This window comes from Sphingomonas oryzagri (assembly GCF_029906645.1).
Lineage (GTDB): Bacteria > Pseudomonadota > Alphaproteobacteria > Sphingomonadales > Sphingomonadaceae > Solisphingomonas > Solisphingomonas oryzagri.
In genome coordinates, this window is the sequence record NZ_JARYGZ010000003.1 from 43,651 (window position 1) to 62,371 (window position 18,721).

Genomic DNA, 18,721 nt, shown 5'->3' on the forward strand with positions numbered 1-18,721 from the left:
TCGGGCTCGACCTTAAGCGCCGTGACAGGCGGCGGGAAGAACGCGATCCGGGTGCTGCTGGCGCCACCGCACGCAGTTAGCGGCGCGAGTAGCAGCGCCAGTGCTGCCGGCCGGAGCCTTCTGAGACGCATCGTCCTGTTCCTTCTGCTCGACCACCGACTGCGCGGCGGTGACGGCGATCGCCACCGCTTGGTTGGAGTTGATGTCGTCATTCGCCTTGCTCGCCGCGATCTGCGCATCCTTCTCCTGCAGCGCGGCCTTCTGCTGCACGGTCTGGTCGCGCAGGCCGACCACATAGCGGGTGAAGCCGATCGTCGCGGCGAGCGCGATCGCGAGAGCGATCAGCGCCAGCAGCACCGCCGCTGCGATCGCCGCCCAGCGGCCGAGCCGCTGCGCTTCCTCGCCGTGCATCCCGCGCCGGATCAGAGCTCCCGCGACCCAAGTAGCAAGCCAGGTCATGGCACCCTCCTGCGCGCGACGAGATCGATGATCTTGCTGCTCAGCCACACGGTCCCGACACCCACGGCGAGGTTATTCCAGGTCTGGATGATCGAGCCGCGCGTTTCCGGCGATACATTCACATCGTGATTCAGCACGAAGAAGGTGACGATCGCGAAGGCCGTCAGCACCGCCAGCGAGAAGCCGGCGATGATGGCGACGAGCAGCGGGTGAGTCTCGCCGGCATCGAGGGGCGGCGTGACGTTCACCGTCTCGGCCTTCTCGATCGGGGCGATCGGCGTGGGGGAATCGGTCATGCAGCCTCCAACACGCGGTTGAGGAACCAGCCCCAGCCGAACCGCTCCTGGCTGGGCTTGCGGGCGATGATGTCGAGATAGCGCGCGCCCTGCTGCGCATTCACGGCGCAGAGCAGCACGTCTTCCCACCGCTCGTTCGCGCGGCGCTTCTGGCACCCGGCGAGTGCGAAGTCGCTCTTCGCGCCGAAATTGCCGTCGACGCGGGCGAGATCAGGCCAGTCGGCGCCCTGGTTGTTCAGCGCGTTGAGCGCCATCTGCAGCATCATCACGCCCTGCGGCGCGCCCATGTTGACGCCGGTATCCAGCGCCTCGGCCGCGAGCCGCGGCGAGCGCTTCGCCAGCAGGTCGATCCCCGGCACGACGACGAAATCCTGCCAGTAGATCTCGCGCGCCGTCGCCAGCGGCAGCACCCTCATGTCGCCGGTGTAGCCATGCTGGCGGGCTTTCGCCTGCGTGATGCCGTAGCGCGTCGGTCCGCCGCCGTCGGCGGGGTCATCGACATAGCCGCCCTCGCGCTGCACCAGCGCGTCGATCATCTGGTCGATCGTCATGCCGCTTCCTCGTCGAGTGTGATGGTATCGAGCGCGTCCATCGCCGCCCGGATCTCTGCAGTAGGAACAACCGGCAACGGAAAGGCCGCCTTCAGCAGCTCCTCCGCCCGCGTCAGCGAAGCATTGCCCGGATCGACGCGGCGCAGCTCGGCGGCCACGATCTCGAACGCCGCCCGGAGCGCCCAATTCTCTTTTGCCCGCTGCGCGTCCGAGCGCTCGACCCTTTCGAGCCTGCCCTCAATCGCAGAGAGATATTCGCCCCGACGCTCGTTCAGTTCGGTTTCTTCCTTGGCGATGCGATCTGCGCGGCGGTCGTTCCAGCCGAACAGCCAGCGCACGCCCTGGCCGAGCACGCCCAGCACCGTGACGATCCCGCCGACGGCACCGGCAGTCGCAAGCTCCGGAGAGACTTCGCTCACACGCCACCGCTCTGGTAGACCGCGAGGTCGGTCCCCGATCGTGTCCTGTCCGCACAGGTTGACCTGCAGACTGCCGACCGAGACGCGCTGGCAGCTTTCCAGCCCGAAGCCGACCTGCGCGACGTTGTTCACCCGCACCGACCCGACCTGCACGTCGGTGACGGGAAGGCCCGAGCTGCGGATCTTGAAGCCATCCTTGCCAGCCGTGTCGATATCGACCGAGCCGATCTGGATGCCGGTGCAGCCCTTCGAGCGATCGTCGTTGATGTAGAAGGCCGTGTCCGTCGTATCGCGGATCTGCACCTGGCCGATCTGAAGGTCGCTCGTCGGCATCGCCCCGTTGATACCGTACCACGCCGCCTCGGGCGCGCCCTGGCAGGTGATCAGCATCGCCTGCCCAAAATGCGCCGTAATGCCGCTCGTGGTGCCGATGTTGACGGCTGAGAAGCGGCCGATGCGAAGGCGGCGCACGCCCGTCCAGAGCGAACCGTGCGCGGCGCAGTTCACGATAGACAGCTCGCCGATCTGCGGATCGGTGACGTTGGCCATGCAGAAGCCGAGCGTCTTCGAATTCTGTACCTGCACGCGGCCGATGCGGATTCCCGCGAGATAGCCGGGCGTGACCAGCATGTCGCCATGGATGCCGAGCAGCGTGAATCGGTTCGGCGCCTGCGAGCGATCATAGGCGGCGAAATTGGCGATGCCGCCGTCGACGATGATCCCGTCCATGTCGATCGCGCCCGCGATCGAGATACCATCGGCCGCGCCGGTGTAGACGATCCGGGCGTTCTGGCTCAGCGGCCCGCGCAGCATCAGCCCGGCGGGCGGCGTCCATGTCGACCCGATGAAATAGTCGCGGTCGATATACATCGCCGCGTTGGCGACGACGCAATAGGCGGCGCAGCGCTGGAAGCGGCCGAGATCGTCCGTTTCCCCGGCGAGCCTGTCGAACGTCGCGACCGGGATCAGCGTCAGCGCCGCCGTCGTTTCGGGGACCGAGATCGGGAACGGCACGAACCCGCCCGAGCCATCGAAGCCGAACAGCGAGTTCGCCCGCTTCGCGACGCCCGGAAGTGCCGGCCCCTCATCGCCGACCGGCACCTGAATCGCCCGCTGCGTCTCGCGGCGTAGATACTGGTCGCGCAGGGCGGAACGGTCGAAGCCCTCGTTGTGCTGCTGGGGGAAGAAGCTCTCTTCCACGCCGAAGCTGATCCCGTTCGTGAACTCTGGTGCCAGCGCGATATAGAGCGCGGGACCGGCGGCGGGCGGCGTATAGAAGGTGGCCCGCCGCCTGCAGCGCATCCTTCGTCGCGTGCTTCGTTTCCTTGCCGGTCAGCACGTTGTGCAGGTCCTTCGCCGCGGTGACGATACTGTCGCCGGCGGCCTGCAGCGGCGAGATCGTGAAGCCGAACGTCTTCTGTCCGGTCAGGGAATCCCATGCCGGCTCGATCAGATCCTTCACTAGCGGAATCGGGCCGAGCAGCTGCACGATCATCTTCTTGAAGGCCCACTCCCCCCAGTCCTCGTCCGGATCAGGGCCCCGCCCGGCGAGCAGATCGGCGAGCACCGGCGGGAGCGCGACCAGGAAGAACGCCCGCGCCGCCAGCTTGGGCAGATTGCGGGTGCTGCGCTCGCGCACCACCTGCCCGATGTCGCGGCCGAGCGTCCGCTCGCGCTGATAGAAGGCCGAAAAGTAGCTGTAGAACATCGTCAGGAACTTCAGCATTTCGCCGTGCTTGCCCGTGCCGCGCTGGACGGCGGCGAGATCCTTCGCGGAGCCCGCGCCCTGCGACAGCCGCACCGCCTTGTCGCCTTCGTAGCGCGCCGTGCCGCCGGCCGCGTGGGGCTGCAAGCAGCATTGGTACAAGCTGCCGCAGTATCTGCGGAACAAGATCTGGCGCGCCTACCGGCCCGGCCAGGAGAACACGAAGACGCCCAGCCGCACCTATGTCGAGGTCGCTCGCGAGGTGCAGGACTGGATCGCCGCCAACGTCAACACCGGACAGGGGAGCCTCCTATGATCAGCACACCCGACGATCAGGCATTCGCGCGCGGCTGGCAGGCCGCCTGGTCGATGTTCGAGGCTGGCGTCGTCATCGAGAAGCCGCACCACTCGCAGGTGCATATGATCTGGTGCGAGGGCGGTCCGGCGCCGCGTCATCTTCACCGGTCGTGGAAGAGCGCCCGCGACGAGGCCGAGCGGCTGGCGAAGGCGAACCCCAGCAAGCGCTTCCACATCCTCTCCAGCGCGCAGATCTATTCGTTGCCGGTCGTGGAGCGGTCGCATGGCTGAAGCGATCGACTTCCCCGGCTCGAACTTCACCTTCACCCCGCCGCCGGGCCGCGACGACATCCGCGACCTGCACACGTTCCGACAGCACGACGGGCCGTCGAACGTCTCCTGCTGGCGCTTCACGCCGGAGGAGCTGGCAGAGGTGAACCGCACCGGTTGCTGCTTCCTCACGGTCATGTCGCACCGCGTGTTCTTCCCTGCCTTCGTCGGCACCGAGGACACCGTGCGCAGCGTGATCATCGATTACGGCTCAGTCTGGAAGAAGGCGCCGGCCAATGACTGAGGCTGAGCGCATCCGGTTCGTGGGTGTGGCGATTGAGACCGCATGGAACGCGCACCAAGATCTGCCACCGATCGAGATGACCGAGGCGGAGCGGGAATATCTCGCCCGCGCAGCGATGCGCGCAGTGCGCATGGAGGCGGCCAATATGGTCGACGCTTACAAGGTGCCGGGGCGATGACAGACAGAGTGTTCTGTTGCGTGCGCGGCTGCACCCGCTTCAGCTACGCCGAAACGTGCGTGAAGCGGTGGGGCACCGCCAACGTCGTCTTCATTTGCGGGAAGCACTGGCGCCGACTCACGAAGGCGGAACGCCTCGTGTGGTCGCGCCTGCGTCGCCTCGCAAAGAAGATCGGGTGGGAATCTCTCGAAGCGCGCCACGATCGCGTGTGGGAAGCCCTCCGCCGCAGGTGCGCGCTATGAAGACCCTCGTCGCCGCCACCTATGCCGGCGGGCGCCTGTATGCCGCCGTCGACGAGCGCAAGCCGGCGGGCCACGTCGGCGCGCTCGCGCACAGCGCCTCGATCGCCGCCCTCGTCCCCTTCGCCAGCGACGAGCTTGCGAAGGCGGCCATGCTCAAACTCGGCATCGAGCCGAACGCCATCGCGGAGAGGTAGATGGGCGAGGCTATCAGCTTCGATCGGATATGGCGCTGGCGCTGCAATCTGCCCGAGCGGCACGGCACGCGTTGCCGGGTGCTGGCGCGCGGCACGATGAACTCGGCGCTGATCGAGTTTGAGGCGGTGTCAATGGTCAGCCGCCGAAAGCGGCGGAAGATGCACTCGCCGAGCACTATCTAGCCGCGCAGAAGCCCGTCGAGCAGCCTATCGCAGCCGTCTATGTCGAAAAGCTCATGGCAGATTGGCTGCTGGAGCACGCCGAGAAGCACCTCGCCGACCCCGTCCGCTATGCCAACGGCATCGCGCACTGGCAGGCGTTCTTCCTCGAAGAGCGCAAAGCCGGCCGCCTGCGTGGACAGCCCACCGTCGCGGACATCAACTCACGGCTGGTCGAGCGCTTCCACGACTGGCGCAAGGCGCAGGGCGTAGGCGGCCACACGATCAGCCGTGACACCGCCGCGCTGCGCCAGCCCCTCAACTGGGCGTGGAAGAATAACCGAATCGCCTCCGCCCCGTTCGTCCCCGACGTGAAGGCGCACGAGAAGACAGAGCCGCGCGACCTGGTCTATTCGGTCGAGCAGCTGGCGGCGTTCCTGGAAGCGGGATGGGCGCTCGAAGAGCGTCAGCACATCCACCTGTTCGCGATGATCATGCTCAGCACGAACGGGCGGGTGGAAGCGGTGCTGGAGCTGGACAGCGTCCAGGTGCAGGACGGCCTGATCTACTTCAACGCGCCCGGCCGGAAGCAGACGAAGAAGCGCCGCTCGATCGTGCCGATCTGCCCCACGCTCGCGCCATGGCTTGAGGACGTCAACGGCAAGGTCATCCAGTGGCAGAAGCGGTTCGTCGACCGTGAGACGGGGCTACCCTACTTCAAGCGCCTGCCCGCCGAGAGCATCAAGACGGCGTTCGAGAAGACGCTGATCGCTGCGAACATCACCGAGCACGCGGTCGACGACGAGGGCAACGCCATATGGTTGCCGCCCCGCGGGCGCCTGGGCGAATCGTCGATGCGTCCGAAGCTCGTCGGGCTCGGCTCGCCCAACACCCTGCGCCACACCACGAACACGCAGATGCACGCGCGCGGCGTCCCCGAGGCGCAGATCGAGGCGGCGGCCGGCCACCGGGGCGAGGGCACCAACAAGCGGCACTATCGCCACCTGCGACCTGAGTACCTGCGCCAGTTCATCGACGGCGTCGAATCGCTCTGGGCCGATATCGGCGAGCTGACCAAGGTGCACCTGCGATACCAGCGCGATACCAAGATCATCGATCTTGGCGCAAAGCGCTTGGGGCGGTGAAAGAAAAACCAACGATTCCCGTCGGTTCGAATGGTGCCGCTTGCAGGACTCGAACCTGCGACCCCCGCATTACGAATGCGATGCTCTACCAGCTGAGCTAAAGCGGCCTGCCGGAGTGCGGCGCCTGTAGCAGCGCTCCGCGTCGCCCGCAACACCCGTCGCGCAAAGGCTTTACGCTATTTCAACCACGGCGCGTGCATGGTCGGCCATCCGCGCGTTCAGGGGTGCGCGGCAGCGCTGGAGAGTATCGGATGGACGGTATGCGGGGGATCGATCACGAACCCGTCGAGGGGCACGAGCCCGCGCTGGAGCCAGAGCGTCCGCCGGCGATCGGTAGCGATGAGCGGCGGATGCACGTTCGTGCCTACAATTTCTGGGTCTCGATGCTGGGTGGCCGCGCCTATCCCTCGATCGAGGATCTCGATCCCGAGCATAGCGAGGATTTCGGGCCGCACAGCGTGCTGCTGGATTTCACCGGTGGAGTGGAGGACCCGGCGATCACCTTCCTCGGTGCCGCGCTGCGCCGCGAATGCGGCCTGGATCATGACATCCACAATATCTCCGACGTGCCGAGCCGCTCCTTGCTCAGCCGCCTGACCGACCATTATCTCCAGATTCTCGCCAACCGCGCGCCGATCGGTTTCGAGGCCGAGTTCGTCAGCCAGCGCGGCGCCAACACGATGTATCGCGGCATCCTGATGCCCTTTTCGTCCGACGACGACACGATCGATTTCGTCTACGGCGTGATCAACTGGAAGGAAGCGCCGTCCGATGTGGCCGAGCCCGTCGCGCTTCCCGGCGATCCGGCGGCGGAGGAGGTGCCTGCCGCGCCGGTGTGGGCGGATGGCCCGTTCGGTACGCTGGAAGACGCGCCGCACGACCATGATGCGGTGGAGGGCGAGGACGACCTGCTGCCCGGCCACAACGCCGCGCTGGCCGATCATCTCGCCGCCGCGCGCGATTCTGCGGAGGTGGCGCAGGGCGCTCGCCTGAAAAGCCGTGCCGCGCTCTATCGCGCGCTCGGCCTCGCCTATGATTTCTCGCTGCTCGCCGATGCGCGGCCGGCCGAATATGCCGAACTGCTCGACGATGCCGGCGTCAAGGCGCAGAAGCGCGCGCCGATGACGGCGGTGGTGAAGCTGATCTTCGGTGCCGACGTGGACAAGGCACGTGCCACGGAGTTCGCCGCCACGCTTGCCTACGCCCATCGGCTGGGGCTGGAGCCGGGCGCGCTCGCCGGGCATATCGAGGCGCTGCCGGGCGGCCTGAAGGCAATGGTCGCGGCCGAGCGGCAGGCGCGCAAGCCGGTCACCGCACCACCCAGCCATGCCGAGATCGCGCGTGCCGCGCTGCGCAAGGTGGCGGCGCAGGTGGTGATCGACCTCCCGGCCGACTCGGGCGAGTTCGTACTGCTGCTCGCGCGGCGCGAAGGCGACGGAAAGCTCGCCGTGATCGCGCCGGTGCCCGAGGAGGAAAGCCTCGTCGATCGCGCCATCCGCAAGATCACGCGCTGACAGCGACCGACAGACGCAACAAAGATTCGTTACCCTCCGATCGGCCTGACGCGCCGTTGCTTTTACCCCTCCGGGGTTGAGCGGCGGCGCGTTGAGGCGCATATCGGCGCGCGAAATCGGCCCCGAAAACGGGGCGATCCACCCGCGCAAGGAGCGGAAACAGCGATGACGGCATCTGTGGCGAGCGAAGCGACTTCCGGCGAGACGACGGAGGTGGCGCCCGGCCTCATCCGCGAAATCGCCAATCTGCTGACGGCGGGCGCGTTGCCCGGCGAAACCGACGGCTTCGACGAGGCCGCCTGCGAGGCGGCTGCCGCCTTCGTCGCCACCGCAGCCGCCAGGCGCGCCCCCGAAAAGCCCGGCTTCGCGCTCGATTCGATCGGCGGCGAGGGCGGGCGCCGGTTGATGCGCCTCGCGATCGTCAATGACGACATGCCCTTTCTGGTCGATTCGGTCGCCGCCGCGCTCGCCGCGCGCGGGCTGGCGGTGCATCGCCTGCTCCACCCGATCGTCGCGGTGCGCCGCGACGCGTCCGGCACGCTCACCGGCCTGATGCCGGCGGGTACCGAAGGCGAGCGCCGCGAATCGATCATCTACATGGAAATCGAGCGTGTCGACGCGAAGGAGCGTCGCACCATCGTCGAGGAACTGGAGGGCGTGCTCGCCCACGTTCGCGCGGCGGTGGAGGACTGGCCTCTGCTCCAACATGCACTGAAGGATGGCGCCGCCAAGCTGCCGGACGGGGAGGGTGCTGCGCTGCTGCGCTGGTTCCTCGACGGCAACATGACGCTGCTGGGCTTCCGCCGGGTGGATGCCGGAGGGCGGATCGATCAGGAGCTGGGCATCGCGCGCGCGGACGCCAGCCCGTTCATGGCGGACGGCACCCGCGCCGCCGCCATCGCCTGGTTCGAGGCGGGCAACGAGGCGCCGCTGCTGCTCAAGGCCGATCGCGTCGCCACCGTCCACCGCCGCGTGCCGCTCGATCTCGTCGTGCTGCCGCGCCGGGACGGCGGGCGTGTCGCCGGCATCGATATCCACGCGGGCCTCTGGACATCGGGCGCGCTTGCGACCCGGCCTGATCGTGTGCCGCTGCTGCGCCGCCGCCTGTCCGATCTGGAGGAGGAGCTTGGCTTCGATCCCAACAGCCACGCCGGCAAGGCGCTGCGCCATGCCATCTACGAGCTGCCGCACGACCTGCTGATCGCCTTTTCGGCCGCCGCGCTGCGCGAGGTGTCGCTCACCGCCATGTCGCTGTCGGACCGGCCGCGTCCCAAGCTGTTGCTGGTCGACGAGGTGCTGGGCCGCCACCTGTTCGCCTTCGTCTGGCTGCCGCGCGACGAGATGACGACCGGCCGGCGCGAGGCGATCGGCCGGATGATCGCGGAAGCGGCCGGCGGCTCGCTGGCGAGCTGGGCGATCGATCTCGGCGACGGCGACGTCGCGCTGATCCGCTACACGATCGCGCTGGCGGAGCAGGGCAGGCGCCCCGAAGCCGAGCCGCTGGATCGGCGGCTGGAGCAGATGGTGCGTGGTTGGGCGCCTGCCGTCGAGGCGGCGCTGTCCGAGCGTATCGGCGCGAGCCGCGCGGCGCGCCTTGGTCTCAGCCACGCCGGTGCCTTCCCGCCCGGTTATCGGGCGCGCGCCGAGGCGAGCGAGGCCGCCGAGGACATCGTCCGCCTCACCGCGCTGGAAGATGACGGCGACCGCGCCGCGCGCCTCTACGCGGTGCCGGGCGAGGGGGCGGATCGCCTCCACCTCAAGATCTACCGCACCGGTGGCCTGGTGCCGCTGTCGGACGTGGTGCCGGTACTCGAGGATTTCGGGTTCGTTGTGCTGGAGGAGGTGCCGACCGCGCTTTCCGGTGGGTTGGGCCATATCCACGAATTCCTGCTCGATGCCCCGGAAGGTAGCGGCGTCTCGGTGCTCGCCCGTGCCGGGATCGCGGAAACCGCCATTGCCGAAGTGCTGAAGGGCCGGGCGGAGAACGACGCCTTCAACAAGCTGATCGTCGGCCTCGGGCTGGAGCCGCGCGCCGTCGTGCTGCTGCGCGCTTGGTTCCGCTATCTGCGTCAGGCGGGCATGAATTACGGCCTTGCCACCACCGCCGATGCGCTCGCCCGCGCCCCCCAGGTGGCGAAGGGTTTCGTCGATCTGTTCGATGCCCGGCACGACCCGAAACATGCCTCGCCGGCGAAGGCGGATGCTGCCCGTACCGCCATCGACGAAGGCCTCGTCGCGGTCGCCGCGATCGACGACGATCGCATCCTGCGCCGGATGCGTGGGTTGATCGAGGCGATCCTGCGCACCAATGCCTTCGCGCCCGCCGCCGAGGAGGCGCTCGCCTTCAAGCTGGACAGCGCTAAGGTGCCCGACCTCCCCGCGCCGCGTCCGTGGCGCGAGATATGGGTCTATTCGCCACGTGTCGAGGGCATCCACCTGCGCGGCGGCCCGATCGCGCGCGGCGGCCTGCGCTGGTCCGACCGGCGCGACGATTTCCGCACCGAGATCCTGGGCCTGATGAAAGCGCAGGTGGTCAAGAACGCCGTCATCGTGCCGACCGGCGCCAAGGGCGGCTTCTATCCCAAGCAGCTGCCCTCGTCGGCGAACCGTCAGGCGTGGCTGGCGGAGGGGACGGAGAGCTACCGCATCTTCATCCGCTCGCTGCTGTCGGTCACCGACAATCTGGTCGAGGGCAAGGTGGTCCACCCGGATCGCGTCGCCATCCTCGATCAGGACGATCCCTATTTCGTCGTCGCCGCCGACAAGGGCACCGCGACCTTCTCCGACGTCGCCAACGCGATCGCGGTCGAGCGCGGCTTCTGGCTGGGCGATGCGTTCGCGTCGGGCGGCTCCAACGGCTACGATCACAAGGCGATGGGCATCACCGCGCGCGGCGCCTGGGTGTCGGTGACGCGCCACTTCGCCGAGATGGGCGTCGATGTGCAGGCTGACCCGATCGTCACGGCGGGCTGCGGCGACATGTCCGGCGACGTGTTCGGCAATGGCATGCTGCTCAGCAAGACGATCAAGCTGGTGGCCGCCTTCGATCACCGCCACATCTTCCTCGATCCGACCCCCGACATGGCGGCCAGCTGGGACGAGCGCGCGCGCCTGTTCGCATTGCCAACGTCGAGCTGGGCGGATTACAACGCCGATCTGATCTCGGCGGGCGGCGGCGTCTTCCCGCGCAGCCAGAAGGCGATTCCGGTTTCGGCGGAAGCTGCCGCCGCGCTTGGCATCGCCGAGGGCACCTACGATCCCTCGACCCTGATCCAGTCGATCCTCAAGGCGCCGGTCGAGCTGCTGTGGTTCGGCGGCATCGGCACCTACATCAAGGCTTCCAGCGAGACCAACGCGGCGGCTGGCGATCCCGCCAACGACGCCAACCGCGTCGACGCCGCGCAGCTTCGCGCCAGGGTGATCGGCGAGGGTGCCAACCTCTCCACCACCCAGGCCGGCCGCATCGAGTTCGGCCTGCTCGGCGGCCGCTCCAACACCGACTTCATCGACAATTCGGCGGGCGTCGACTGCTCGGACAACGAGGTCAACATCAAGATCGCGCTCAATGCCGAGATGGCGGCGGGCCGGCTCGGCTTCGAGGATCGCAACACCTTCCTTGCCAGCATGACCGACGACGTCGCGGGCATCGTGCTGGAGGATAACCGCCTCCAGACGCTGTCGCTCTCCTCGGCCGAGCGCGGCGGCCCGGCGGCGCTGCCGTCGCAGGTCGCGGTGATCACCGAGCTGGAAGCGGCCGGGCGGATGGACCGCAAGGTCGAGGGCCTCGCCGGCAACGACGTCTATGCGCGCCGCGCGCAGGACGGGCACGGCCTCACCCGGCCCGAGCTGGCGGTGATCCTCAGCCACGCCAAGCTGACGCTGCAGGCCGCGATCGAGGCCTCGCCGATCACCGGCGACCCGACGCTGTCGCCGATCCTCCATCGCGCCTTCCCCGAGCCGATGCAGGCGCGCTTCACGCAAGCGATCGACGCGCACCGGCTGCGCGGCGAGATCATCGCCACAAAGGTCGCCAATGCGGTGGTCAACCGGCTCGGCCTCGTCGCTCCCTTCGAGCTTTCGGAGGAGGAAGGCGTCAGCCTCGCGCGCGTCGCCGGCGCCTATCTCGCCTGCGACACGATCTTCGGGCTGACCCAGCTGTTCGCCGATATCGAGGCCGAGCCGATGCCCGAGACGGGCCGCCTCGAACTGCTCGACGTCGCCGCCCAGGTGATCCGTCTGCACATCGCCGACCTGATCCGCGTGGCGGATTCGACCGCGCTGCCCGGAGAAATGGCGGATGCCGTGAAGGCCGGCGTCGAGCGGCTGGACCGCAAGGCCGATGACGTGATCAAGGCCGAGGTGAAGACCGTCACCGCGCAGCTCACCGATCGTCTCGTTGCCACCGGGGCCAGCATCGAACTGGCGACCCGCGTGGCGCGGCTCTACGAACTGGACGGCGCGATTGCCATTGCCGCGCTGGCCGCGCGCTGCGGCTGGAGCGAGGAGGATGTGGTCTCCGCCTACGTTCGTCTCGGCGAGGCACTGGGGCTGGACTGGGCCAAGACGGCCGCGCAGCGCGCGACTTCGGCGGACAGCTGGGAGCGGCTGCTCACTGCCGGTCTCGCCCGCGATTTCGAGCAGCTGCGTCTCGATTTCCTGTCGCGTGCCGGCAAAAGCGGACCCGTCAGGCTGGTCGATACCTGGCTCGATCAGCACGAGACCCGCGTCGAGCGCTTCGCCCGCCTCGTCCAGCGCGCTCGCACCGCGCCGTCGGTCAGTCCGGCGATGCTGGCGCAGGTCGCCGCACAGGCGCGCATCCTGCTCGCGCGGCGCGCCGACGGGGAGTGATGGTACGATCCCGGCGCCTCGCGCGAGGCGCCGGGGCGTCGTTCAGCGCCGGTCCTGCCAGACGATCTGCGCGTTGGTGAACTCGCGGATACCGAAGTGGGAGAGTTCGCGGCCATAGCCGCTATGCTTGATCCCGCCGATCGGCGTGCGCGGGTCGGATGCGGCGAAGCCGTTGATGAAGACGCCGCCGGTTTCCAGCTTCCGCGCCATCGCCCTGGCACGCGCGGCATCGCCGCTCCATACCGCCCCGGAAAGGCCGAACTCGCTGTCGTTGGCGAGCGTGACGGCCTCGTCGGCATCCTTCGCGACGACGATCGCGGCGACCGGGCCGAACGTCTCTTCCTTGAAAGCGGTCATGCCGGGCTTCACGCCGCCGAGAATGGTCGGCGCGTAGAAATTGCCGTCGCCTTCGATCGGACCGCCGGCGAGCAGCACCTCGGCACCCTCGGCGATCGTGCGCTCGACCTGATTGTGCAACTCGTCGCGCAGATCGCGCCGCGCCATCGGGCCGACATAGGTGTTCTCGTCCAGCGGATCGCCGATTTTCAAGGCATTGACCGCTTCGACGAAGCGGCTGGTAAAGGCCTCGGCGATCGGCGCCTCGACGATGATCCGCTTGGCGGCGATGCAGATCTGCCCGCTATTCTGGAAGCGCGCCTCGACGGCTGCCTTCACCGCCGCATCGAGATCGGCATCGGCGAGCACGATGAACGGGTCGGAGCCGCCCAGTTCGAGCACGGACTTCTTGATCGCCTTGCCGGCCGCCGAAGCCACCGCCGATCCGGCGCGGACGCTGCCGGTGAGCGTCACGGCGGCGATGCGCCGGTCCGCGATCACGTCGGCGATCGTATCCTGATGCGCGTTGAACACCGAGAAGGCGCCATCGGGCGCGCCGGCAGCCTGGAACGCCTCCTCGACGTTCAGGCCGGAGCGCACGCAATTGGGCGCGTGCTTCAGCAGGAAGCCGTTGCCTGCGAACAGGATCGGCACCGCGCCGCGCACGATCTGCCACAGCGGGAAGTTCCACGGCATGATGCCCAGCACCACGCCGATCGGCAGGAAGGAGACGTAAGCCTTGTCGCCCTCGATCGTGGTCGGCTCGTCGGCGATCAGCGAGGCGCCGTGATCGACATACCAGTCGAACAGCTTCGCACATTTCTCCACTTCGGCGCGGGCCTGCACGATCGGCTTGCCCATCTCCTCGGTCATCGTGCGGGCAAAGCGTTCGGCATGGGCGCGGAAGTGCGCCGCGACCTTGCGCAGGATGTCGCCCCGCGCCGCGAGATCGAGACCGCGCCACGCCCGATAGCCGGATGCCGCCCGATCCAGCGCCGCGTCGCGTTCCGCGTCGCCCAGCCACGGAAAGGTCTCCGCCGCCTGTCCGGTCGCGGGGTTGATCGCGGTCGCGCCTGTGCTGCTGTCGGGCATCGTCTGTCCTCTCGTGGTGCGGCGCGGATATCGGGATCGCCGCGCCGGATACAATGCAGCCTTACCCCAGTCGCACGGCGTGCCAGCGCAGGTGATCGGCCATGAAGGTCGAGATGAAATAGTAGCTGTGGTCGTAGCCCGGCTGGATGCGCAGCGTCAGGTCGATGCCGGCATCGGCGCAGGCCTGCTCCAGCAGTTCGGGCTTGAGCTGGTCGGCAAGGAACTGGTCCGCGCCGCCCTGATCCACCAGCAGCGCGGGAACGCGCGCGCCATCCTCGATCAGGGCAACCGCGTCATGCTTGCGCCATCCCGAACGATCGGTGCCGAGATAGCCGGTCAGCGCCTTCTCGCCCCACGGCACCCGCCCCGGCGCGACGATCGGCGCGAAGGCGGAGACCGCCTTGAAGCGATCGGGACAGGACAGGCCGATGGTCAGCGCGCCATGCCCGCCCATCGAATGACCCATGATCGACTGGCGCGCCATGTCGGCCGGGAAATGTTCGGCGATCAACGCTGGCAGTTCGTCGGTAACATAGCTCCACATGCGGTAGTTCGCCGCATAGGGTTCCTCGCTCGCATCGACGTAGAAGCCCGCGCCCAGCCCGAAATCATAGGCCCCGGCGGGATCGTCCGGCACGCTTTCTCCGCGCGGCGAGGTGTCGGGCGCGACGAAGATCAGCCCCAGTTCGGCGCAGGCGGCGCGAAACTCGCCTTTCTCGGTGACGTTGGCGTGGGTGCAGGTGAGGCCTGACAGATACCAGACCACCGGCAGCTTCGCGCCTTCGGCATGCGGCGGCACATAGACCGAGAAGGTCATGTCCGTCCCCGTCGCGGAGGATGCGTGCCTGTAGACGCCCTGCACGCCGCCGAAGGCGCGGTTGGTCGAAACCGCCTCCATCATCCGCTCACCTTATGGAAGCCGCACAATTTGTTGCCTGCCGGATCGCGCAGATAGGCGAGGTAGACGACGCGTCCCTCGGTCGCCTGGCGGATGCCGGGTAGGTCTTCACAGGAGGTGCCGCCATGGGCGACGCCCGCTGCGTGCCAGGCGTCCACCATCTCGGGCGAGGCACAGAGGAAGCCGATCGTGCCGCCATTCGCGAAGCTCGCCGCGCCGCCATCGACGGGCCGCGTCACCAGGAAGCGGCCGCCGTCGTGCGAATAGACCAAGCGGCCCCGCGCATCGACGACGCCCGATGCCGCGCCGAGCACGCCCAGCGCCGCGTCGTAGAAGGCCTTCGAGGCATCGAGATCGTCCGCGCCGACGACGATGTGGCTGAACATCGGCCCGCCCCGTTCAATAGACGACGACGCTGCGGATGCTCTCCCCCGCGTGCATCAGGTCGAAGCCCTTGTTGATCTCCTCCAGCCCCATGACGTGGGTGATCATCGGGTCGATCTCGATCTTGCCGGTCATGTACATGTCGACGATCTTGGGCACGTCGGTGCGGCCCTTGGCGCCGCCGAACGCCGTGCCGCGCCAGTTGCGGCCCGTCACCAGCTGGAACGGCCGCGTCTCGATCGTCTTGCCGGCCTCGGCCACGCCGATGATGATCGAGGTGCCCCAGCCGCGATGGCAGGCCTCCAGAGCCGTCCGCATCACCTCGGTGTTGCCGGTCGCGTCGAACGTGTAGTCGGCGCCGCCGTCGGTCATCTGGACGATCTTCGCCACCACGTCCTCGCGGCTCATCCCTTTGCTGTTGAGGAAGTCGGTCATGCCGAAGCGGCGGCCCCATTCCTCGCGATCCGGATTGATGTCGACGCCGATGATCTTGTTCGCACCCGCCAGCCGCGCGCCCTGCAGCACGTTGAGGCCGATGCCGCCGAGACCGAACACCACGACATTGTCGCCGACCTGCACCTTGGCGGTGTTCACCACCGCGCCGACTCCGGTCGTGACCCCGCAGCCGATGTAGCAGCTGGTCTTGAACGGCGCGTCCTCGCGGATCTTCGCCACCGCGATCTCGGGCAGCACGGTGAAGTTGGAGAAGGTCGAGCAGCCCATATAATGGAAGATCGGCTGGCCCTTGTAGCTGAACCGCGTGGTGCCGTCGGGCATCAGCCCCTTGCCCTGCGTCGCGCGGATCGCGGTGCACAGGTTCGTCTTGCCGCTGAGGCAGCTTTTGCACTGGCGGCATTCGGGCGTGTAGAGCGGGATGACGTGATCGCCCGGCTTCACGTACGTCACGCCCGCGCCCACCTCGCGCACGATGCCCGCGCCCTCATGGCCCAGCACGCTCGGGAACAGCCCCTCGCTGTCGAGGCCGTCCAGCGTGTAGGCGTCGGTGTGGCAGATGCCGGTCGCCATGATCTCGACCAGCACCTCGCCCGCCTTCGGGCCTTCGAGATCCAGCTCCACGATCTCCAGCGGCTTCTTCGCTTCGAACGCTACGGCGGCGCGGGTCTTCATGATCGTCTCTCCGTGGATGCGGGTGCGCTGCTTGATCGTCATTCGGCATCGGGTGTCAATCGCCTTTGGCGCAAAGCAATGTTCGTCGGGGCAATCCCTATGGATAGGCCACCGGCGGCCGCCGGTTCGGCTATGCCCGACCGGAAGCCCCGCTGAGGGCATCGGAGGATCGCGGCTTGTTCGACAGTTTCACGCTCCGCGCGCTGCCGCCAGAGGACGAGGCGCTCCGTGAGCCGTTGCGGGCATTGATCGCCGAGCGTGTCGCGGCGCAACCGATCGATCGACGGGCGCGATCGTGGATGGGCTTCGATGCCGATCTCAGCCGCGCGCTGGGTGCCGCCGGCTATCTCGGCCTGACCCTGCCGAAACGCTACGGCGGGCAGGAGCGCGGCGCCTATGCGCGCTTCGTCGTCTCCGAGGAATTGCTGAGCGTTGGCGCGCCGGTTGCCGCGCACTGGATCGCCGATCGCCAGTCCGCACAGCTCATCCTTCATTTCGGGACGGAGGCGCAGCGGCAGGACTATCTGCCGCGCATCTGCCGGGGTGAGATCTATTTCTGCATCGGCATGAGCGAGCCGGGATCCGGATCGGACCTCGCCAGCGTGCGCACCCGCGCGGAGCCAGTGGAGGGCGGCGGCTGGCGGCTCAACGGCCAGAAGATCTGGACCACATTCGCCCACCACGACGATTACATGATCGCGCTGGTCCGCACCTCGGGTATTAGTGCCGACCGGCATCAGGGCCTGTCCCAGCTGATCATCGATCTGAAGACGCCCGGCGTCACCGTGCGCCCGATCGTCGACCTGACCGGCGACGCGCATTTCACTGAGGTCTTCTTCGAGGACGTCCACTTGCCGCCCGACGCGCTGATCGGCGAGGAGGGGGCGGGCTGGGCGCAGGTCACCGCCGAACTCGCCTTCGAGCGCAGCGGGCCGGAGCGTATCTATTCGAGCATCGTGCTGCTCGATGCATGGATCGCGCATATCCGCGCGCATCGGCCTGACGATGAGGCCAGCCTTGCGCTCGCCGGACGGCTGACCGCCGAGCTGGCGGTGCTGCGCGCCATGTCGCTGGCGGTCACCGCACGGCTGGCGGAGGGAGAGTCGCCGGTGATCGAGGCGTCGCTGGTCAAGGACATAGGCACCGGCTTCGAACAATCGATTCCCGCGCTGATCGCGGACGATCTCGGCCGCCATCCGGATCAGCCGGTCGCGCCCGAGCTGGTCCGTGCGCTGGCTTTCGCCACGCAGATCGCGCCGAGCTATTCGCTGCGCGGCGGTACGCGGGAAATCCTGAGGGGCATCATCGCCCGTGGTCTGGGGCTGCGCTGATGGACGACGCCGAATTCCTCGATCCGTTCGCACGACTGCTCGACGGCGTTTCGTCGCCCGCTCAGGTGCGTGCCGCGCAAGGCGGGGCGGGGATCTCCGCCTTGTGGAGTGCGATTTCCGAAAGCGGCTTCCTCGACGCATTGGTGCCGGAAGAGGCGGGAGGTGTCGGCTTGACCCTCCGCGCGGTCGGGTCGCTCGTCGAGGGGCTGGGCGCTCGCGCGACGCCCGCTCCCGTCGCGGAGACGATGGTCGCCCGCGCGCTGCTCGCCGAAGCCGGCGTCGCGACCCCCGCAGGGCCGATCGTGCTCGCGACCGGGTCGGCGTCGCGCGTGCCGCTGGCGATGGTCGCGGAACATGTGCTGCTCGATACGGGACGCGCGCTGCTCCTGTGCCGGCTGGATGAGGGCAACCGGCGATCGGCGGGCGTGCCGGGCAGCCTTGCCGCCGATCTGGCCGTCAGCGGGTGGCAGACGATCGAACGCCCTGCCGACGGCCTTCGCCCGATCGCGGCGGTGCTGCGGGCCGCGCAGATCGCCGGAGCCGCCTCCCGCCTGCTCGACATGACCGTCGCCTATGCCAACGAACGCAGCCAGTTCGGCAAGCCGATCGGCAAGCAGCAGGCGATCCAGCAGCAACTCTCCGTCATGGCCGAGAAGATGGTGATGGCGCGCATGGCGGCGCGGATCGGGACGGGCTACGCGCTGCTTCCCACGCCCGCCGCTGCCGCGACCGCCAAGAGCGTCGCCAGCGCCGCCGCCGTGGACATCGCTGCGATCGCGCACGCCGTGCATGGTGCGATCGGCATCAGCGAGGAGCATGACCTCCAGCTCTTCACCCGCAGCCTGCACGAATGGCGCGCGGCGGACGGATCGGAGAGTTATTGGTCTGCCATCCTTGGCCGTGCGCGACTGGCCGACGAGGCCTCGACGAGCGCCGATTTCATCCGCACGCTGTCCTCGCCCGCCTGATCC

20 protein-coding genes and 1 tRNA gene are annotated in these 18,721 nt (G+C 68.1%); 11 read left to right on the forward strand and 10 right to left on the reverse strand.

Going from position 1 to position 18,721, the window contains the following annotated elements; genetic code table 11:
- Positions 1-12: 12 nt before the first annotated feature.
- From QGN17_RS17110 to QGN17_RS17130, 5 genes are read right to left on the reverse strand one after another with little or no spacing between them, the layout of a single operon-like run.
- A complete protein-coding gene (locus tag QGN17_RS17110) occupies positions 13-459 on the reverse strand; it encodes a hypothetical protein (RefSeq protein ID WP_281045820.1) in 447 nt (148 codons plus the stop codon).
- The gene (locus tag QGN17_RS17115; protein ID WP_281045821.1) at positions 456-755 is read right to left on the reverse strand and encodes a hypothetical protein; all 300 of its coding nucleotides are present in this window, start codon (positions 753-755) and stop codon (positions 456-458) included. Before QGN17_RS17115 ends, QGN17_RS17110 begins: the two co-directional genes overlap by 4 nt.
- Positions 752-1,306, reverse strand: a complete 555-nt coding sequence (locus tag QGN17_RS17120; protein WP_281045822.1) for a glycoside hydrolase family 108 protein — start codon at positions 1,304-1,306, stop codon at positions 752-754. Before QGN17_RS17120 ends, QGN17_RS17115 begins: the two co-directional genes overlap by 4 nt.
- Positions 1,303-2,925: a hypothetical protein gene (locus tag QGN17_RS17125; protein ID WP_281045823.1), complete on the reverse strand. Its 1,623-nt coding sequence runs from the start codon at positions 2,923-2,925 to the stop codon at positions 1,303-1,305. Before QGN17_RS17125 ends, QGN17_RS17120 begins: the two co-directional genes overlap by 4 nt.
- On the reverse strand, positions 2,810-3,577 hold the full coding sequence (locus QGN17_RS17130) for a hypothetical protein (RefSeq protein ID WP_281045824.1): 768 nt from the start codon (positions 3,575-3,577) through the stop codon (positions 2,810-2,812). The genes QGN17_RS17125 and QGN17_RS17130 overlap by 116 nt, the downstream gene beginning before the upstream one ends.
- Between QGN17_RS17130 and QGN17_RS17135 the strand changes: the two genes are divergently transcribed.
- The 7 genes from QGN17_RS17135 (at position 3,552) to QGN17_RS17165 (ending at position 6,219) form a co-directional block, all read left to right on the forward strand.
- Positions 3,552-3,746 (forward strand): hypothetical protein, encoded by a 195-nt coding sequence (locus QGN17_RS17135; protein ID WP_281045825.1) that lies wholly within the window; start codon positions 3,552-3,554, stop codon positions 3,744-3,746. The genes QGN17_RS17130 and QGN17_RS17135 overlap by 26 nt on opposite strands.
- Positions 3,743-4,018, forward strand: a complete 276-nt coding sequence (locus QGN17_RS17140; protein WP_281045826.1) for a hypothetical protein — start codon at positions 3,743-3,745, stop codon at positions 4,016-4,018. Before QGN17_RS17135 ends, QGN17_RS17140 begins: the two co-directional genes overlap by 4 nt.
- A complete protein-coding gene (locus QGN17_RS17145; RefSeq protein WP_281045827.1) occupies positions 4,011-4,301 on the forward strand; it encodes a hypothetical protein in 291 nt (96 codons plus the stop codon). Before QGN17_RS17140 ends, QGN17_RS17145 begins: the two co-directional genes overlap by 8 nt.
- A complete protein-coding gene (locus QGN17_RS17150; protein ID WP_281045828.1) occupies positions 4,294-4,479 on the forward strand; it encodes a hypothetical protein in 186 nt (61 codons plus the stop codon). Before QGN17_RS17145 ends, QGN17_RS17150 begins: the two co-directional genes overlap by 8 nt.
- A 238-nt stretch (positions 4,480-4,717) precedes the next feature.
- A complete protein-coding gene (locus QGN17_RS17155; RefSeq protein WP_281045829.1) occupies positions 4,718-4,915 on the forward strand; it encodes a hypothetical protein in 198 nt (65 codons plus the stop codon).
- Positions 4,916-5,098 (forward strand): hypothetical protein, encoded by a 183-nt coding sequence (locus QGN17_RS17160; protein WP_281045830.1) that lies wholly within the window; start codon positions 4,916-4,918, stop codon positions 5,096-5,098.
- Positions 5,099-5,151: 53 nt separating this feature from the next.
- Positions 5,152-6,219, forward strand: coding sequence for a tyrosine-type recombinase/integrase (locus tag QGN17_RS17165; RefSeq protein WP_281045831.1), 1,068 nt, complete (start codon positions 5,152-5,154; stop codon positions 6,217-6,219).
- Between the two features lie 31 nt (positions 6,220-6,250).
- Here the strand turns inward: QGN17_RS17165 and QGN17_RS17170 are convergent.
- Positions 6,251-6,326: transfer RNA gene (locus QGN17_RS17170), tRNA-Thr, on the reverse strand.
- A 144-nt stretch (positions 6,327-6,470) separates the two neighbouring features.
- On the opposite strand from QGN17_RS17170, the gene QGN17_RS17175 reads away from it, so the two are divergent.
- Entirely contained in the window at positions 6,471-7,733 is a 1,263-nt protein-coding gene (locus QGN17_RS17175) for a PAS domain-containing protein (RefSeq protein ID WP_281045832.1), read from the forward strand.
- A gap of 165 nt (positions 7,734-7,898) precedes the next feature.
- The gene (locus QGN17_RS17180; RefSeq protein ID WP_281045833.1) at positions 7,899-12,581 is read left to right on the forward strand and encodes an NAD-glutamate dehydrogenase; all 4,683 of its coding nucleotides are present in this window, start codon (positions 7,899-7,901) and stop codon (positions 12,579-12,581) included.
- 42 nt (positions 12,582-12,623) lie between these two features.
- Here the strand turns inward: QGN17_RS17180 and QGN17_RS17185 are convergent, their stop codons facing one another.
- From QGN17_RS17185 to QGN17_RS17200, 4 genes are all read right to left on the reverse strand, one after another.
- Positions 12,624-14,009 carry an NAD-dependent succinate-semialdehyde dehydrogenase gene (locus tag QGN17_RS17185; RefSeq protein ID WP_281045834.1) on the reverse strand — a complete coding sequence of 462 codons (1,386 nt, stop codon included), beginning with the start codon at positions 14,007-14,009 and terminating at the stop codon, positions 12,624-12,626.
- Positions 14,010-14,070: 61 nt separating this feature from the next.
- The gene (fghA, locus tag QGN17_RS17190; protein ID WP_281046044.1) at positions 14,071-14,907 is read right to left on the reverse strand and encodes an S-formylglutathione hydrolase; all 837 of its coding nucleotides are present in this window, start codon (positions 14,905-14,907) and stop codon (positions 14,071-14,073) included.
- Positions 14,907-15,293, reverse strand: a complete 387-nt coding sequence (locus tag QGN17_RS17195; protein WP_281045835.1) for a VOC family protein — start codon at positions 15,291-15,293, stop codon at positions 14,907-14,909. The genes fghA and QGN17_RS17195 overlap by 1 nt, the downstream gene beginning before the upstream one ends.
- A gap of 13 nt (positions 15,294-15,306) precedes the next feature.
- Entirely contained in the window at positions 15,307-16,419 is a 1,113-nt protein-coding gene (locus QGN17_RS17200) for an S-(hydroxymethyl)glutathione dehydrogenase/class III alcohol dehydrogenase (RefSeq protein ID WP_281046045.1), read from the reverse strand.
- A gap of 176 nt (positions 16,420-16,595) precedes the next feature.
- Between QGN17_RS17200 and QGN17_RS17205 the strand changes: the two genes are divergently transcribed.
- Together QGN17_RS17205 and QGN17_RS17210 are read left to right on the forward strand one after the other, a co-directional pair.
- Positions 16,596-17,750 (forward strand): acyl-CoA dehydrogenase family protein, encoded by a 1,155-nt coding sequence (locus tag QGN17_RS17205; RefSeq protein ID WP_281045836.1) that lies wholly within the window; start codon positions 16,596-16,598, stop codon positions 17,748-17,750.
- Positions 17,750-18,718: an acyl-CoA dehydrogenase gene (locus tag QGN17_RS17210; RefSeq protein WP_281045837.1), complete on the forward strand. Its 969-nt coding sequence runs from the start codon at positions 17,750-17,752 to the stop codon at positions 18,716-18,718. Before QGN17_RS17205 ends, QGN17_RS17210 begins: the two co-directional genes overlap by 1 nt.
- Positions 18,719-18,721 lie beyond the last annotated feature (3 nt).

What these genes read in the sequence shown, in the direction of transcription:
- QGN17_RS17115 (WP_281045821.1), bottom strand. Translation starts at nt 755, where the DNA reads ATGACCGATTCCCCCACGCCGATCGCCCCGATCGAGAAGGCCGAGACG.
- QGN17_RS17180 (WP_281045833.1), top strand. Translation starts at nt 7,899, where the DNA reads ATGACGGCATCTGTGGCGAGCGAAGCGACTTCCGGCGAGACGACGGAG.
- QGN17_RS17185 (WP_281045834.1), bottom strand. Translation starts at nt 14,009, where the DNA reads ATGCCCGACAGCAGCACAGGCGCGACCGCGATCAACCCCGCGACCGGA.
- fghA (WP_281046044.1), bottom strand. Translation starts at nt 14,907, where the DNA reads ATGGAGGCGGTTTCGACCAACCGCGCCTTCGGCGGCGTGCAGGGCGTC.
- QGN17_RS17200 (WP_281046045.1), bottom strand. Translation starts at nt 16,419, where the DNA reads ATGAAGACCCGCGCCGCCGTAGCGTTCGAAGCGAAGAAGCCGCTGGAG.
- QGN17_RS17110 (WP_281045820.1), bottom strand. Translation starts at nt 459, where the DNA reads ATGACCTGGCTTGCTACTTGGGTCGCGGGAGCTCTGATCCGGCGCGGG.
- QGN17_RS17120 (WP_281045822.1), bottom strand. Translation starts at nt 1,306, where the DNA reads ATGACGATCGACCAGATGATCGACGCGCTGGTGCAGCGCGAGGGCGGC.
- QGN17_RS17210 (WP_281045837.1), top strand. Translation starts at nt 17,750, where the DNA reads ATGGACGACGCCGAATTCCTCGATCCGTTCGCACGACTGCTCGACGGC.
- QGN17_RS17160 (WP_281045830.1), top strand. Translation starts at nt 4,916, where the DNA reads ATGGGCGAGGCTATCAGCTTCGATCGGATATGGCGCTGGCGCTGCAAT.
- QGN17_RS17175 (WP_281045832.1), top strand. Translation starts at nt 6,471, where the DNA reads ATGGACGGTATGCGGGGGATCGATCACGAACCCGTCGAGGGGCACGAG.
- QGN17_RS17155 (WP_281045829.1), top strand. Translation starts at nt 4,718, where the DNA reads ATGAAGACCCTCGTCGCCGCCACCTATGCCGGCGGGCGCCTGTATGCC.
- QGN17_RS17140 (WP_281045826.1), top strand. Translation starts at nt 3,743, where the DNA reads ATGATCAGCACACCCGACGATCAGGCATTCGCGCGCGGCTGGCAGGCC.
- QGN17_RS17150 (WP_281045828.1), top strand. Translation starts at nt 4,294, where the DNA reads ATGACTGAGGCTGAGCGCATCCGGTTCGTGGGTGTGGCGATTGAGACC.
- QGN17_RS17165 (WP_281045831.1), top strand. Translation starts at nt 5,152, where the DNA reads ATGGCAGATTGGCTGCTGGAGCACGCCGAGAAGCACCTCGCCGACCCC.
- QGN17_RS17195 (WP_281045835.1), bottom strand. Translation starts at nt 15,293, where the DNA reads ATGTTCAGCCACATCGTCGTCGGCGCGGACGATCTCGATGCCTCGAAG.
- QGN17_RS17145 (WP_281045827.1), top strand. Translation starts at nt 4,011, where the DNA reads ATGGCTGAAGCGATCGACTTCCCCGGCTCGAACTTCACCTTCACCCCG.